The 15,485-nt window shown below is 59.0% G+C and carries 14 protein-coding genes; 6 read left to right on the forward strand and 8 right to left on the reverse strand.

Features of this window, described 5'->3' with window-relative positions:
* The first annotated feature begins 9 nt into the window (after positions 1 to 9).
* Genes sufC through AB6K10_RS10330 form a run of 5 tightly spaced genes read left to right on the forward strand, consistent with a single transcriptional unit; the run spans position 10 to position 4,731 of the window.
* Complete coding sequence (sufC, locus tag AB6K10_RS10310) at positions 10 to 759, forward strand: Fe-S cluster assembly ATPase SufC (protein ID WP_139528441.1); 750 nt, start codon at positions 10 to 12, stop codon at positions 757 to 759.
* Positions 756 to 2,096 (forward strand): Fe-S cluster assembly protein SufD, encoded by a 1,341-nt coding sequence (sufD, locus tag AB6K10_RS10315; protein ID WP_339118637.1) that lies wholly within the window; start codon positions 756 to 758, stop codon positions 2,094 to 2,096. The genes sufC and sufD overlap by 4 nt, the downstream gene beginning before the upstream one ends.
* A 14-nt stretch (positions 2,097 to 2,110) precedes the next feature.
* On the forward strand, positions 2,111 to 3,376 hold the full coding sequence (locus tag AB6K10_RS10320) for a cysteine desulfurase (protein WP_253018977.1): 1,266 nt from the start codon (positions 2,111 to 2,113) through the stop codon (positions 3,374 to 3,376).
* Positions 3,377 to 3,384: 8 nt separating this feature from the next.
* Positions 3,385 to 3,954, forward strand: coding sequence for a putative Fe-S cluster assembly protein SufT (sufT, locus tag AB6K10_RS10325; protein ID WP_253018976.1), 570 nt, complete (start codon positions 3,385 to 3,387; stop codon positions 3,952 to 3,954).
* An 18-nt stretch (positions 3,955 to 3,972) separates the two neighbouring features.
* Positions 3,973 to 4,731 carry a vancomycin high temperature exclusion protein gene (locus tag AB6K10_RS10330; RefSeq protein WP_159341784.1) on the forward strand — a complete coding sequence of 253 codons (759 nt, stop codon included), beginning with the start codon at positions 3,973 to 3,975 and terminating at the stop codon, positions 4,729 to 4,731.
* A gap of 52 nt (positions 4,732 to 4,783) precedes the next feature.
* Here AB6K10_RS10330 and AB6K10_RS10335 read toward each other — a convergent pair whose 3' ends face one another.
* From AB6K10_RS10335 to AB6K10_RS10350, 4 genes are all read right to left on the reverse strand, one after another.
* A complete protein-coding gene (locus tag AB6K10_RS10335) occupies positions 4,784 to 5,230 on the reverse strand; it encodes a hypothetical protein (RefSeq protein ID WP_159341785.1) in 447 nt (148 codons plus the stop codon).
* 88 nt (positions 5,231 to 5,318) lie between these two features.
* Positions 5,319 to 6,227 (reverse strand): 30S ribosomal protein S6--L-glutamate ligase, encoded by a 909-nt coding sequence (gene rimK, locus AB6K10_RS10340; protein ID WP_044629759.1) that lies wholly within the window; start codon positions 6,225 to 6,227, stop codon positions 5,319 to 5,321.
* Positions 6,228 to 6,266: 39 nt separating this feature from the next.
* Positions 6,267 to 6,707 carry a RimK/LysX family protein gene (locus AB6K10_RS10345; RefSeq protein ID WP_153843938.1) on the reverse strand — a complete coding sequence of 147 codons (441 nt, stop codon included), beginning with the start codon at positions 6,705 to 6,707 and terminating at the stop codon, positions 6,267 to 6,269.
* Positions 6,708 to 6,759: 52 nt separating this feature from the next.
* On the reverse strand, positions 6,760 to 7,803 hold the full coding sequence (locus AB6K10_RS10350; RefSeq protein ID WP_339118638.1) for a DUF3549 family protein: 1,044 nt from the start codon (positions 7,801 to 7,803) through the stop codon (positions 6,760 to 6,762).
* 285 nt (positions 7,804 to 8,088) lie between these two features.
* Between AB6K10_RS10350 and AB6K10_RS10355 the strand changes: the two genes are divergently transcribed.
* Positions 8,089 to 8,421 carry a YqcC family protein gene (locus AB6K10_RS10355; protein ID WP_159341787.1) on the forward strand — a complete coding sequence of 111 codons (333 nt, stop codon included), beginning with the start codon at positions 8,089 to 8,091 and terminating at the stop codon, positions 8,419 to 8,421.
* A gap of 71 nt (positions 8,422 to 8,492) precedes the next feature.
* Here AB6K10_RS10355 and AB6K10_RS10360 read toward each other — a convergent pair whose 3' ends face one another.
* From AB6K10_RS10360 to AB6K10_RS10375, 4 genes are all read right to left on the reverse strand, one after another.
* The gene (locus AB6K10_RS10360) at positions 8,493 to 9,119 is read right to left on the reverse strand and encodes an OmpW family outer membrane protein (RefSeq protein WP_339118639.1); all 627 of its coding nucleotides are present in this window, start codon (positions 9,117 to 9,119) and stop codon (positions 8,493 to 8,495) included.
* Between the two features lie 203 nt (positions 9,120 to 9,322).
* Positions 9,323 to 10,822, reverse strand: a complete 1,500-nt coding sequence (putP, locus tag AB6K10_RS10365) for a sodium/proline symporter PutP (protein WP_159341789.1) — start codon at positions 10,820 to 10,822, stop codon at positions 9,323 to 9,325.
* Between the two features lie 345 nt (positions 10,823 to 11,167).
* On the reverse strand, positions 11,168 to 14,359 hold the full coding sequence (gene putA / locus AB6K10_RS10370) for a bifunctional proline dehydrogenase/L-glutamate gamma-semialdehyde dehydrogenase PutA (protein WP_159341790.1): 3,192 nt from the start codon (positions 14,357 to 14,359) through the stop codon (positions 11,168 to 11,170).
* 255 nt (positions 14,360 to 14,614) lie between these two features.
* Positions 14,615 to 15,481 carry an AraC family transcriptional regulator gene (locus tag AB6K10_RS10375; RefSeq protein ID WP_339118640.1) on the reverse strand — a complete coding sequence of 289 codons (867 nt, stop codon included), beginning with the start codon at positions 15,479 to 15,481 and terminating at the stop codon, positions 14,615 to 14,617.
* Positions 15,482 to 15,485: the final 4 nt, after the last annotated feature.

The raw sequence follows: 15,485 nt of genomic DNA on the forward strand, positions 1-15,485 counted from the left end.
GCGATCACTATGTTGCAAGTTAATGATTTACACGTCACCGTCGAAGGCAAAGAGATTCTGAAAGGCCTGACACTCACCATCAACGCCGGTGAAGTGCATGCCATCATGGGCCCCAACGGCGCGGGTAAATCCACGTTGTCAGCGGTTATTGCTGGTAAAGATGGCTACGAAGTAACCCAAGGCAGCATCACGTTCGAAGGTCAGGACGTGCTGGAAATGGAAATCGAAGAGCGCGCCCAAGCGGGTCTGCTGCTGGGTTTCCAATACCCGGTCGAAATTCCGGGCGTGAAAAACATATACCTGCTGAAGTCCGCGCTGAACGCTCAGCGCGCTGCCCGTGGTGAAGGTGAAATGCCTGCCCCCGAATTCATGAAGCTGGTGAAAGAGAAGCTTGGCTTCATGAAAATGGACGCCAGCTTCCTGCAGCGTGCGGTGAACGAAGGTTTCTCCGGCGGTGAGAAAAAGCGCAACGAAATTCTGCAGATGCTGGTACTGCAGCCGAAGCTGGCCATGCTGGACGAAATCGACTCTGGCCTCGACATCGACGCCATGAAAGTCGTCGCCGATGGCGTGAACAGCCTGCGTGCCGAAGAGCGCGCCATTCTGCTGGTCACCCACTATCAGCGCCTGCTGGACTACATCGTACCGGACAAAGTCCACGTACTGGTCGACGGCCGCATCGTCAAAACCGGCGATGCCGAGCTTGCCAAAGAGCTAGAGGCCAACGGTTACGAAGGCATTGAGGAGTCCGTGGCATGAGCGATACCCAAACCTTTCTGGACACGCTAGCGGCGCGCAGTCAGCAGCGCGCTGGCGAGCCCACCTGGATCGCCGCTCGCCGTCAGGCGGGCGCGGCCCGCTTCGAAGCGATGGGCTTTCCGACCCGCCGTGATGAAGAGTGGAAATACACCGATGTCCGTGCCATCGCCCAGGGCAACTTTGCGTTGGCAGAGAGCGCCGAGTTCTCCCAGGCCCAGGCGGCTGCCATCACGCTGCCCCTGGATGCTTACCGGTTGACGTTCGTGGACGGTGTGTTCTCGGCAGCGCTGTCGGACCTCGATGCGCTTCCCGACAGCGTTCAGGTCATGCCGCTCTCCAAGGCGCTGACGGATAACCATGAAGCCGTTGGTGGTCCGTTGGGCCGTTTAACCGGCGTCGACTTCTCGCCCTTTGCCGCGCTGAACACGGCGTTCATGGAAGAGGGTGCCGTGGTTCGCATCGCGCCGGGTACCGTCGTCGAAAAGCCCATTCTGCTGCAGTTTCTTTCCCGCGCGGGCACGCCGGTGATGAGCCACCCGCGCATTCTGGTGGAAGCGGCTGGGCGTAGCGAAGCCACGTTGATCGAGCACTACGTAGGCGAGGCGGACGCAGCCAACTTCACCAACGTGGTGGCTGAGTTGATGCTGGATCGTGGGGCGATTTTGAACCACTACAAGCTGCAGGAAGCGCCGCTTGGCGATCTGCACGTGGCGAGCATCCATGTAGAGCAAAATCGTGATAGCCGTTACACCTCGTACAACCTGAATCTGGGCGGCGCGCTGGTACGTAACGACCTGATTAGCGATTTGAACGGGCAGGGCGCTGAAACGAACTTCTATGGGCTGTTCTTTGGCCAGGGGCGTCAGCACGTGGATAACCACACCAAGGTCAACCACAACGCCCCGCTGACGTTCTCGAACGAGAACTACAAAGGCATTCTGGATGACCGCGCTCACGGTGTCTTCAATGGTAAGGTCTACGTGAAGCGTGACAGCCAGAAGATCGAAGGATTCCAGAGCAACCAGAACCTGCTGTTATCGGATCGCGCGCAAATCGACGCAAAACCCGAGCTCGAAATCTACGCCGACGATGTGAAGTGTTCGCACGGCACCACCACCGGTCAGTTGGACGAGGACGCGATCTACGCACTGCGTACCCGCGGTATCGACGAAGCCACCGCCCGTGGCCTGCTGACGCTGGCGTTCGCTGGGGAAGTGCTAGAGCAAGTGACGTTGGATGCCATTGCCGAGCGCGTCGAGCTAGCGGTGGCGGGCAAGTTGCCGGAGCGTTTCAACTTGGCCGGACTGGTCGAAGCGGCGGCTGCGCTCAACGATTAATCAAGGAGTCATCGATGCCCCATAGCGTGATTGAGAAGCCCATGGCGGGCAGCACTGCGGCGTACGACGTTGAGGCGCTGCGTGGCGACTTTCCGATTTTAAATCGTCAAGTGCACGGTAAGCCGCTGGTCTATTTGGATAATGCGGCCACCAGCCAAACGCCCCAGCAGGTGATCGAGGTATTTAGCGACTACTACTCGCGCTATAACGCCAATATTCACCGTGGGCTGCACACGCTGGCCGATGAAGCGACAGCGGCTTTCGAAGCCACGCGCCATCGTGTCAAAGCGTTTCTCAATGCCGAAGATGCCCGTCAAATCATCTTCACGCGGGGTACTACCGAGGCGATCAACCTCGTCGTTCAAAGCTGGGGGCGCAGTGAGCTCAAGGCGGGCGACGAGGTGTTGATTTCGATGCTGGAGCACCACTCCAACATCGTGCCTTGGCAGCTGCTGGCAGCCGAGCGTGGGTTCACCATCAAGGTGATTCCGGTCGATGACCACGGTGCGCTCGATATGCAGGCATACCGTGAACTGTTGAATGAGCGTACCAAGCTGGTGGCCGTCAACCACGTCTCCAACGCGCTGGGCACGATCAACCCCGTGAAAGAGATGGCGGCATTGGCGCATCAGCAGGGCGCACTGATCCTGGTCGATGGCGCGCAGGCCACACCGCATCAGCAGGTCGATGTGCAGGAGATCGATGCCGATTTCTACGCCTTCTCGGGCCATAAAGTATACGGTCCTACGGGTGTTGGCGTGCTCTACGGCAAGCAGGCGCTGTTGGAGGCCATGCCGCCATGGCAGGGCGGTGGTGAGATGATTAAAACCGTCTCCTTCGACGTTGGCACTACCTTTGCGGGCATTCCCCACAAGTTCGAAGCGGGCACCCCCGCCATTGCCGAGGTCGTGGCCCTGGGCCGCGCTTTGGAGTGGATGGAAGGCATCGGTGTCGATGCGATTGGCGCCTGGGAGGCCGTGTTGCTGAATCATGCCACTCAGGCCGTCAGTCAAATCGACGGGCTGCGTATTCTGGGAACCGCGCCACACAAAGCGGGCGTGCTCTCCTTTGTGGTCGAGGGGGCACATGCCCAAGACATTGGTCTGCTCATCGATCAGTTGGGCGTCGCGATTCGCACCGGGCACCACTGCGCTCAGCCGCTGCTTCACCATTTTGGTGTCGAGGCCACCTGTCGCGCATCGTTTGCTGCGTATAATACGCTCGATGAAGTGGATACCTTCGTGGCGGCGCTTAACCGCGTAATTGGGATGGTACGTTAAGGACTGCTATGGATATCGAGCAAGTGGCTAGCCTCGAACGAGGCCAACAACTACCGCTGCAGCGTGATGTGGACGCCATTGCCATTCCGTTTGGAAAAACGGAAACGCTGGCGGAAGATAGCGTCGTCAGTGTGATGCAAGCCAAGGGCAGCTCGGTGAGTGTCGGATTTCAAGGGCGTTTGTACTTGATCGAGGGGCGGCACTTGGACGCGCTGGGTCTAGAACCGCTCCCCCGGCCGACGCTTCCTGAGAGTGCCAGCGATGAAGAGATCGAGCAGTTCGTATGGGACCAACTGCGCACCTGCTTCGATCCGGAGATTCCGGTCAACATCGTTGATTTGGGGTTGGTGTACGGCTGCCGTATCGAACGCTTGATTAGCGGTGAACGGATGGTCACTATCCGTATGACGCTGACCGCGCCAGGTTGTGGGATGGGAGACGTGATTGCCGCCGATGCGCGCAATAAAATTTTGGGGGCACCGCAAATCAACAAGGTGCATACCGAAATCGTCTTCAGTCCGCCCTGGAGCCGTGACATGATGAGCGACGAAGCCAAGCTAGAGCTCGGCATGTTCTAACCCCTGTTGGGGAGCTGGATGCACAGCCTGTTATTACGTTGGATGAAGCGTTTGCTAATGTCGCTAGGAGCCTTGTTGCTGCTGGCGACATTGCTGTTTATAGCGGGTAATTTATGGGTGCTGGCTAGCACTTCCCGCTACATTGATGGCCATTTGGAGCAGTGCCGACCTACCGATGTGGCCATCGTCTTTGGCACGTCCCACTGGACCCGCAGCGGGCTCAGAAATCCGCACTTCCATGCCCGAATGCGCACCTCTGCCCGGCTGGTGGCCGATCAGCGCGTGCAGCACTTGTTGCTATCGGGAGATAACCGCACTCAAGCGTACAACGAGCCGCGCGCCATGTGGCGAGACTTATACCGCCGTGGCGTGGCCGCCGACCAGCTGACGATGGATTTCGCGGGCTTCAGTACCTACGACACCCTGGTGCGCGCGCGGGATGTGTTTCAGCTACAAGAGGCACTGCTGGTCACTCAAAGTTGGCACTTGCCGCGCGCGCTGTTCATTGGTCGAGCACTGGGAATGGACGTGACGGGCTGCATAGCGGAAGAGCAACCAGCCGCCGATGAGTGGCGATTGAGGGCGCGGGAGTGGGTGGCGCGTATTGCGACCGTGGGTGATCTCTATCTCTGGGGAAGAGAGCCGTACTTTCTTGGTCCCGCCGAACCCATCGAGCTTCGCCGTAGCAAAGATGCCCGAGAGGCGTCGGAAGTGTTAGAACTAGACGGCGTATGGCTGTTACAAGACCGCTTAGAATCCGGTAGGGAGACGCAGTAGGGCATCACAGGTTTTGAGTATGCCAAGGTCGACACCCTCAAAGAGCCGCCGATCAACGGCGGGTCTTGCGTTTTTGCAGGCTGTAGAGCTCACGGATGAGTTTGCGACACCCTTGCATGCACTCATCCACGACGGGCTCGATGGGGTCGGGCAGAGGGTGCGTGAATAGTGTCGAGAGGGCCTGCATGAGCACACGCTCTTGTTCCAACAGCTCATTGATCAGTACTTGACTATCGTTGCCCACGAAACTCTTCAAACGGCTCCACAGCCATAGAAAGTCATCCCGCTCGACATCGGCATCCCGAGGCAGCATTTTCAAGTGCGCACGGGCGAGTTCCTGCAGCTTGCGCATCTGCTTGAGTCGCTCGGTATAGTGCGGCTTCAGTGCATCGCGCAGGGAGGGGCGCAGGCGTTCGATATTGTCCTGGAAATAATCAATGCTATCGGCCAGCGCTTCCAGAACGCTGTCCATCGCCACTTGGCGATTGTCGAGAAACATGAGCGTCTACCTCCTTCGGTGACGCAGATTGTGGGGGTGGCAGCGTTGATTTGCCACCCCTAATAGGGATTATTTTTGCATTTGCCCGTTAGCCTTTAGGCTTGGGCGGCGCCTTGCGCGCAGGAACGGCGTTCTTTTCGATGTGCTCGATAATCATGCCCGCAATGTCCTTACCGGTTGCACTCTCGATGCCCTGCAGTCCCGGCGATGAGTTGACCTCCATGATCACCGGGCCGTGGTTCGAGCGCAGCAAGTCTACCCCCGCCACGCGAAGCCCCATGGCCTTGGCCGCACGAATGGCGGTAGAGCGCTCTTCCGGCGTAATGCGAATCACGCTGGCGGTGCCACCGCGGTGCAGGTTGGAGCGGAATTCGCCGTCCGCTGCCTGACGCTTCATCGAGGCCACGACCTTATCGCCAATCACAAAGCAGCGAATGTCCGCACCGCGAGCTTCTTTGATGTACTCCTGCACCATGATGTTGGCTTTCATGCCCATGAAGGCCTGAATCACGGACTCTGCCGCTTGGTTGGTTTCTGCCAGGACCACGCCGATTCCCTGAGTGCCCTCTAGGAGTTTGATGACCAGCGGGGCGCCTTTCACCATGGTGATCAGGTCGGGAATGTCGTCCGGGGAGTGGGCGAAGCCGGTGATTGGCAGACCCAGCCCCTTGCGAGAGAGCAGTTGGAGCGAACGCAGCTTGTCGCGTGAGCGAGTAATCGCCACCGAGTCGTTGATGACGTAGGTGCCCATCATTTCGAACTGGCGCAGCACCGCGCAGCCGTAAAAGGTCACCGATGCGCCAATGCGGGGGATGACCGCATCGAACGGCTCGATTTCTGCGCCTTTGTAATGAATGGAGGGGTGGTGTGAGGCGATGCTCATGTAACAACGCAAGGTATCGACCACGCGAGCGGTATGGCCGCGCTGCTCGGCGGCTTCTACCAGTCGGCGGGTAGAGTAAAGGTTGCGGTTACGGGAAAGTAGGGCAATGTGCATGCAGGGCTCCGGGCCAAAAAAGGGATTGTTGAAATGTGTTTAAGGCTCGCCGTGCAAAAAAGCCGCGCCGGGGGCAACTAGGAGGCGGCGCATGGCCCGTCTGCCTAGCAGCATCGCGTGGCGCATATTGCTACGGTCGGTCAGTGTTAGTTCAACCGGAAAATTCAGTTCGCCCAGTTGCATGGGAGTTCGAATGACATAACGCCACTCGCTATGGCCGTTCGAGCTGGTAACGCGGCGACGGTCGTGCAAATGTAACCGGTAGCGGTGGGCAGGCGTCTCGGGCCCACCGCTGTGGGTCAGAAAACTTACCCATAGCTGCCCGTCGGCATCTTCATGGGTTTCGATCTCTTCGGCGTGCAGCGCCGATGTTCGCGCGCCGGTATCGGCTTTGCAGCAAAGGTGAAGCCCTAATTCAGGTAACGTCACCATTTCGCGGCGGCCGATGACAGCTTTGGCCTGATAGGGTAATTCCTTCACAGCGCACTCCTGACGATATAAGAGAAACAAGACATAGTGATGACGCTTCCTGCTAGCCTTTTGGGGAAGGCTGCATGGCCGATAAACGCGTTTGAATGGCGGACCCCGTGGGCGCGTCACGCAGGGTTAGCATAACGGGTAAGCGTAGCCGAGGAATCAACGCAATGTCCCGTACCGCAGCCGCAAAGTGGCTGCGCTCGTCTTCCGCCAGACGTTGCAGGAAGAGAGGGAGGCGTTCGGCGTCTTCCAGCAGCGGCCACCCGCGCCCGGCCATGGCGGCCATCAAGTCGGGGCCGCACGCGGCCGAGTCGTTTAGCAGCTGGGTGTACCACGTGCCTGCCGTTGACGCAGACGAGCTGCCTACTGCGCGCACGCAGGCGCACAGCGTCTCTAGGTCACCGTCACTGGCGGCGTGTTCACCTCGCAAACGTAGGGCATCGACCAGGGCGTCCGGTAGGGCGTGGTGCTCTAAGCAGTAGCAGAGGGAGTGGATGACGCTTGTCGGCAGATCGGGAATGCGACCGGCGAGCGCGTCTGCCGTCGCGGTATCCAAGCGAACGACGTAATCGGCAATGCCTTGTAGCCCCAAGGCTTGCCAATCGATCGACTGTTGACCGCTCAAATACGCCTCTACTGGCTCAAGGTGCTGGCTGGCCGGTAAGCCGCTCGCATGGGTGGCCCGGGCATTGAGCATGGCCTGAAAGGTAATGTCCGGCGTAAACGCCAGTGGATTATCTTTCATCAGGTGATCGACATCGGCGGTGTCGGCTGCGTCCAGGTCGGTCGCGGCGGCGTTGCGTCCTAGGGTTTCCAACAGACGATTGATAAACCCGTCACGCTGGGCAGGCGAGAGCATGCCTTGCTCATCCAGCGGCAGTGCCAAGAACCAAATGGCAGGCTCTTCCATGGCCCCCAAACGGAAGACAATGGCGAGCCGTGCCTGACCCTGCCAAGGCTCGGGCCATGCGTATTCGGCGTTCTCGAAAGCGCGCAATACGTCTCGTGGACACGCCGTGACCCGGCGCCCCATATGGTAAAGCGATACCTCCGCACCGCTGCGCGTAAAAAACTCATCAAGGGTGTGAATTGGCTGCATGACATCCTTCCGCTTTTCAAGCCTGCACTCTACCTTGCTGGTTTGCCACTGTCAGCCGCAACCGTTGATTAATCCGTGCTTTATTGTCTAAGTGGTTAAAAATTGAACAACTTTGCGTAAGCCGCGTGAGAGTAGCGGTGGCGACACCTTTCCATAGTTTATCCACAGCCTCTTGCAGGTTTTCTGTGAATCTGTGAATAACGCCTTAGAGAGAGGCTCGCGAGTGGCAACTTACCCACAGAGTTGGGATAATGGGCGTCAACATTGACCAACCCCAAGGTGTTTATGAGCGTCCATCAACAGCTTCAAACCGCGCTTCTTGAGCTTGAAGCCGCCATGAAGGCCGCGAATTTGTGGCGCACCCCCACGCCCGATGCGTCGGCATTTGCCAGCCAGCAGCCTTTCTGTATCGATACCATGTCGCTGCCTCAGTGGGTGCGCTATGTGTTCATTGCGCGTTTGAACGCGTTAATCGATGCCAAAGCTGCCATGCCTGCCAAGTGCGATGTCGCTCCGGCGGTGGCGGCTTACATGATGCAGGAGAAAGCGCGTGCCAGCGATCAGGTGCTGGTCGTCAAGGCGGTGGAGCGGGTCGACCAAATCGTCACCGAGAACTAAGAGCGACGTGCCGTCAACGACAATGCCCAGGGCGAACGCCCTGGGCATTTTTTTGCCGCGACTGCGTGGACTCAGAAGCGGTAGCTCAATCCCGCCATGACGACCATGGGATCGATGGCCACGGTGCCTGCAGCAGCCCCATTGATTTTGGCGTCGGTGTCGATGTCCAGGTACCACGCCGCAGCGTTCAGTGCCCAGTGTTCGTCGATCAGTAGGTCGACCCCCACTTGAGCGGCGGCGCCCCAGGCGTCGTCGAGCTCGAGTTCGCCAATGGCTAGGCGCTCATCGGAAAAACGCGTGTAGTTGATGCCCGCGCCGACGTAGGGTTGCACCGGCGACTCGCTACCGCCTAACGGATAATATTGTAGGGTCAAGGTGGGCGGCAGGTGTTTGGTGGAGGCGAGATGGTGGCCGTTGAGGGCAATGTCGTGCTCGAAGGGAAGCGCGGCCAGTAACTCGACACCTACTTTATCGTGGAAGCGGTAGCCTAGTGTAAACGCAGGGCCGGTTTTGTCTTGAACATCGACCGCGAAAGCCCCACCGGCCAGCGAGCCGTTGTCGCTCTTGGGCGCCACCTTGGCGACCCCCACGCGGGTGAAAATATCGCCCGCCCCATAGGCGAACGCCTGGGAACTGGCGGCTAAGGTAGCGGCGGCAAGTCCGGCGGTGAATAGAGTAGGCAGTGATAAAAGGCGCATAGCGTGGCTCCTGGACGATCGTGTGAGGATGGTGGGTTGCGTTAACCCTGGAGCCAGTGTATCGAGCCAGTTCGAGGGCGTTATTGACCTGGGGCAAAGGGGGAGGGAGTTGGGGAGTTCGTAGGGAGTGCTGGCGTGAGAACGCTGCCCATAAAAAAGCTCAGCGGGTTTCCCCGCTGAGCCTGCTGCATCAAACCGACGTATTACGCGTCTTGACGGTCGATGTGCTTGTATTCGCCAGCATCCGCCGTCACGCTGCTCACCACCAGAATGGCGATGAACGAGGCGATGAAGCCAGGAATGATTTCATAGATGCCCGGTCCTCCCATGAAGGAGCCGTTCCAGCCCAGGGCAATCCACAGCATGACGGTGACCGCACCTACGATCATACCGGCAACGGCGCCCGCACCGTTGGTGCGTGACCACATCAGCGACAGGATGATCAGCGGGCCGAAAGCCGCACCGAAGCCTGCCCAGGCGTTACTCACCAAACCCAGTACCTGAGAGTTTTCGTCCGAAGCAATGATCGCGGCGACGATACCCACCAGCACGACGCAGATACGGCCCACGGCGACGCACTGCTGCTCCGAGGCTTTCTTATGCAGGAACAGGCGGTAGAAGTCTTCGGTCAACGAGGAAGAGGACACCAGCAGCTGACTGGAAATGGTGCTCATGATGGCCGCCAGCAGCGCGGCATAGAGGAAGCCAGTGATCAGCGGGTGGAACAGCAGGTTGGCCAGCACGATGAAGATGGTTTCCGGATCCTGAACGTCCAAGCCGTTGCGAATGGCATAAGCGCGACCAAAGATACCCAGAGACACGGCACCAATCAGCGAGATGAGCATCCACGCCATACCGATGTTACGGGCCGTCGGTACGTCTTTCTGCGAACGGATCGCCATGAAGCGCACGATGATGTGCGGCTGACCAAAGTAGCCTAAGCCCCAGGTGACCGCTGAGAGCCAACCAATGAACGTGAGACCTTCTGACCATGACAGCAGCGTGGGATCGACTTCATTGAGCGTCTGAGACGCCTGCGAGAAGCCGCCGCCGCCTTCACCGAACAGTACGACGGCAGGCATGATGATCAGCGCCAGCATCATGATGCAGCCCTGAACGAAGTCCGTCATGCTCACGGCGAGGAAGCCGCCTACGACGGTGTAGATCAGTACCACGCCCAGGGTGATGATCACGCCCATGGCGTAGTTGCTCATGTCACCGAAGTTGTAAACGCCGGTGAAAGCGCTTTCGAACAGTTTGCCACCCGCGACGAGGCCTGACGCGGTGTAGACGGCAAAGAAGATCACGATGACGACGGCCGATACCGTGCGTAGCGACAGCGCGCGGGTCGGGAAGCGGTTGGCCAAAAAGGCCGGGATGGTAATGGCATTGCCGTAGTGAATGGTTTGTTCACGCAGGCGCGGCGCTACCAGCAGCCAGTTGAAGAACGCACCCACCAGAAGGCCGATGCCGATCCAGGCAGAGCCCAGGCCAGAAACGAACATGGCACCGGGTAGCCCCAGCAGCAGCCAGCCGCTCATGTCCGACGCGCCCGCTGAGAGGGCCGCTACCTGTGGACTGAGGGTACGCCCCCCCAGCATGTAGTCTTCAGAGGAAGACGTGGCCTTGCGCATTGCATAAACGCCAATGGCGATCATCAGCGCGAAGTAACCGAATAAGCTAATCCATACACCTGTAGCCATGAAACTTCTCCAATGTGTGAGGACGACGCTACGCTACGTACAAAAGCATCGGCGGGTGCTGACCCTTTTGTACACGGCGAGCATCGACAGGGGCTGCGTTGGCCGAATCGTCACGGCCATGACACAGCCTTGTTGTTGTTAACCCTGAGTCGTGATGTCACTACCAGCCGTCGCGCCTTTGCGCGACGAAGCATGAGAGAGTTGATGGGTACGCGTGTGTGCAAAGTTCCCCGTGCCCGGTGGGCGGCTTAGACAGGCCGCCCGTGCCAGGGCCATTGCTCTATTATTGTCAACCATGAGACGGTTCCTTTTCAGGAGTTCAGGTTAGTTATATTGATGAGCCGTTCACTCATCCCCCAGCGCCAGAAGCGACGCGTTGCCACCTAGGGCGGCGGTGTTGTTAGTAATCGTTTTCTCGGTCACGAAGCGCTGCAGGTAGTGCGGACCGCCCGCTTTCGGGCCGGTGCCGGACAGCCCTTGGCCACCGAACGGCTGAACGCCAACAACAGCCCCGATGATATTACGGTTGATATACACATTGCCTACTCGAATTTTCTGCGCTATTTCAGCGGCAAAGGATTCGTTACGGCTATGCACCCCAAACGTCAGGCCATACCCCCGGCCGTTGATGTCATTGATGACCTTATCAAGCTCGCGTGCTTTGAAGCGCACGATATGCAGCACCGGGCCAAACTGCTCGCGCGTCAGGGCGTCGATGCTGTCGATGGTAAAGGCCACTGGCGGTACGAAAGTGCCGTGTTGGGTATGCTCCGCGGTCATCGGCGTTTCAGCGACCAAGCGGTTTTCGCTTTTGAGCTTTTCGATGTGCGCCATCAAGCCGTTGCGCGCGTCTTCATCGATGACGGGGCCGACATCGGTACCCAGGTCGCGGGGGTCGCCAATGCGCAGTTCGCTCATTGCACCCTTTAGTATTTCAATGACGCGGTCAGCAACGTCTTCCTGAAGGTAGAGCACCCGAAGGGCCGAGCAGCGCTGGCCAGCACTCTGGAACGCTGATTGAATGACATCCACGACGACCTGCTCGGGCAGGGCGGTGGAGTCAACGATCATCGCGTTCATGCCGCCGGTTTCAGCGATCAGCGTGGGGAGCGGCGCGTTTTCGCGGGCGGCCAGCGCGCGGTTGATGATTTGCGCCGTGTCGGTACCGCCGGTGAAGACCACGCCGGTAATGCGTGGGTCAGAGGTCAATACGCTGCCTACGGTCGGGCCATCCCCCGGCAACAGCTGCACCACGTCACGGGGCATACCCGCTTCGTAAAGCAGTTCGATGACGCGGTGAGCGACAATAGACGTCTGCTCAGCGGGTTTCGCTAGCACGGTGTTGCCCGCCACGGCCGCGGCAACGATTTGCCCGCAGAAAATCGCCACCGGGAAGTTCCAGGGGCTGATGGCAGCAAAAACGCCTTTACCGCCCATGGTCAACCGGTTGGATTCGCCGGTGGGACCAGGTAGCTCGATGGGCTCGCCAAACGACTCCTCGGCACGCATGGCGTAGTAGCGGCAGAAATCGACCGCTTCCTTGATTTCATCGACGCCATCGGTGAGCAGCTTGCCGCCCTCCCGGGAGCAGAGTGTCATCAGCTCCGCCATGTGCTCTTCCATCAGGTCGCCCAGCCGACGCACAATCGCAGCGCGTTCGGCAACGGGCGTTGCGTCCCAGCGTGGGAAGGCTTCCCAAGCCGCATCGAGGGCTTTGGCCGCCTGCTCTTTGCTGGTCCACTGCACGCTGCCAACGGTTTGGCGGCGATCAAAAGGCGAGGTCACGCTATGCGTGTTAGCGCTGTCGTCTGCCACATCAAAGGCCAGTAGCGGCTTGGTGGGGTACTGCTTGTCCATGAACCCGCTCATTTTTTCCATCAGCGGGTAGTAATGGCTACGGATGTTGAGGTTGACCCCACGGGAGTTGCGACGCTTCGGCCCATAAATGTCTTTCGGCAGCGGAATACGCTTGTTGTAGAACGTCTTCTGCTGGCGCAGGGTGTCGATGGGGTGCTGGCAGAGCGACTCCACCGGCACGTCCGGGTCGACGATCTGGTGAACGAAAGACGAGTTAGCGCCGTTTTCCAGCAGGCGACGTACCAAGTAGGGCAGCAGGTCTTTATGGGCGCCAACCGGTGCGTAAATACGGCAGTAGGTGCCTTTGGGAGCACGCTCGAGGGCCGCATCGTAAAGCGCTTCGCCCATACCGTGCAGGCGCTGGAATTCGAACGGGCGGCTGTCGTGGTTCGCCAGCTCCAGAATGGTCGTGACGGTGTGGGCGTTGTGGGTCGCAAACTGAGGGAAGATGCGGCCACGGGTATCGTCCGACAGCAGGAACTGTGCGCAGGCTAGGTAGGCCACATCGGTACACGCCTTGCGGGTGTAAACCGGGTACCCGTCGATGCCCAGCTGCTGTGACTCTTTGATCTCGCTGTCCCAGTACGCGCCTTTGACCAACCGCAGCGGAATTTCATCGCCTTGCTCGTCGGCCAAGCGGTTGATGTAGTGCAGCACCGGCAGCGCACGCTTGGAGTACGCCTGAACGACCAGACCAAAGTGGCCCCAACCTTTGACGGCGTCGCTTTGATAAATCGCCCGGAACACTTCCAGTGAAAGCTCCAGACGATCGACTTCCTCGGCGTCGATGGTGACCGCGACATCCAGCTCGCGCGCTTTGCTGACCAGTTGGATGACGGTATCTACCAGCTCGGCCAACACCTGCTCGCGGCGGCCAAACTCATAGCGCGGGTGCAGGGCAGAGAGTTTGATGGAGACCGACGGGGCGGGCGTTTTGTCGCCAAGGGACTTACACGCTTTACCGACCTGCTCGATGGCGCGTGCGTAATCGTCAAAGTAGCGCTTGGCATCGGCACGGGTGCGTGCGGCTTCGCCTAGCATATCGTAGGAGTAGGTGTAGCCTTTATTGAACAGCGGCTTGGAACGCTTTAGCGCTTCATTGATGTCGCGACCCAGGACGAACTGCTTGCCCATGATTTTCATGGCTTCGGTCATCGCCCGGCGAATGACCGGCTCGCCCATGCGGTTCACCATGCGATTGATGAAGTGGGCGGGCTGGCCCTCTTTTGGGTGATCGAGCTTCAATACCCGTCCGGTCATCAGCAGGCCCCAGGTCGAGGCGTTGACCATCCAGGACTCGCTCTTGCCCACGTGGGACTGCCAATCGGCTGGCCCCAGTTTGTCTTCGATCAGCGCATCGGCGGTGGCTTTGTCCGGAATACGCAGCATCGCCTCGGCAAGACACATCAGCATCAGCCCTTCGTGGGTATCCAGGCTGTACTGCTGAAGCAGCTCGTCGATGGTGTCGACGGCGGTGTCCATGTTGCGAACGTCGCGCACCAGCGCTGCCGTGTTGGCCTCAATGCGCGCGAAATCGTCTTGGTCGGCGTTGAGCAGCTTGATCAGCTCGCCTACATAGGCATCTTCATCGACGATATAGTGTTCGCTGACACGCTGCATCAGCGTATCAAGGTCGGTTTGCCAGGTGGCAGGGTCACGCATTTTTTTAGCATTGAGCATTGAGGCCCCCGTAAGACAGGTCTGAAACGAACAGCATGAACGGATAGCTGTGTCAGCTAACGTTTAAAAGTGGTGGCAGGGCAGGTGCCCAGGCTGACGTTCGAATGTAGAGCTAGCCGCCGTTAGGTGTATGTCGTTTTCGTGGCAAAACGTGTCAATTTCTCGGCAAGCGGTGCCCATTTACGACTTTAGTAGAGTTGGCTGACGCTTGCGAGGGGCCCATCCAACGACGTTTATAGTGTAGCGTCTCGTTAGCTATCGACGAGACGAGAGAACGCCTGACCCCGTTGGGGGGCTGGCGGTAGATAACACCGTTGAAGGGCTCGCCGAACGGTGACCGGTATCGAGAGATGGCCCCGTCAATCCTTGGCGTAACTGGCGCGGAGAGGCACCGTAGCTGCGTCGAAACGCGTGGGATAGGGCGCTTTGATTGGCGAACCCGGTTTGAATGGCAATATCGGTGAGCGGCAGGCGGCTCTGCATGATGAGCTGGCGCGCCGCATGAAGGCGCTGCCGACGAACGTACTGCCAGGGCGAAAGGCCGGTTTGGGCGCGAAACCGTTCGGAGAAGTGCGCCTCGCTCAGACAGGCAAGTTTGGCCAGATCTGCCACGCGCAGCTCGTCTGCCAAATGGCGGCGTATGAAGCGGTCAATTTGATCGAGATCGATGCGACGCTGGGTTGCCGTACTCGACGCCCCCAGGCGCGCCTTTAGCGAGCCGAGAAGCGTGGCGGCCAGTCGGTCCTGCTGAAAAGAGGTCGCAGAGTTGTCAAATCCTCGGGCGAGCTCACTCTCAACGAAGGTGAGGTAGTGGCGTAGTGGGCTGTCCAGAGCGAAAAAGCGTGGCGCATCGAAGAGCGCCACCAATTCACGATGCTCGCCTGTCAGGGCGGGCGCATCCTCGGGAAGGTCCAAAATGAGTTGGCGGTTGTGGCCGTTGCCGGAATAGTAGTGCTCATGATTAGCGGGCACGATGCAGCCGGAAAACGCATTCACTCGTCCACCCAGCCCTTCGATTTCGAACTCTGAGGAGCCGCAAAGCGTAATCACGATCTGGTGAAAATTGTGGGAGTGATGCTTCGTCGCCGTTTCCAAGGGAATTTGACGAATGGTGCTCGGCATACGG

Origin of the sequence: Halomonas sp. BMC6 (assembly GCF_964204995.1) — a bacterium.
Classification (GTDB): Bacteria; Pseudomonadota; Gammaproteobacteria; order Pseudomonadales; family Halomonadaceae; genus Vreelandella.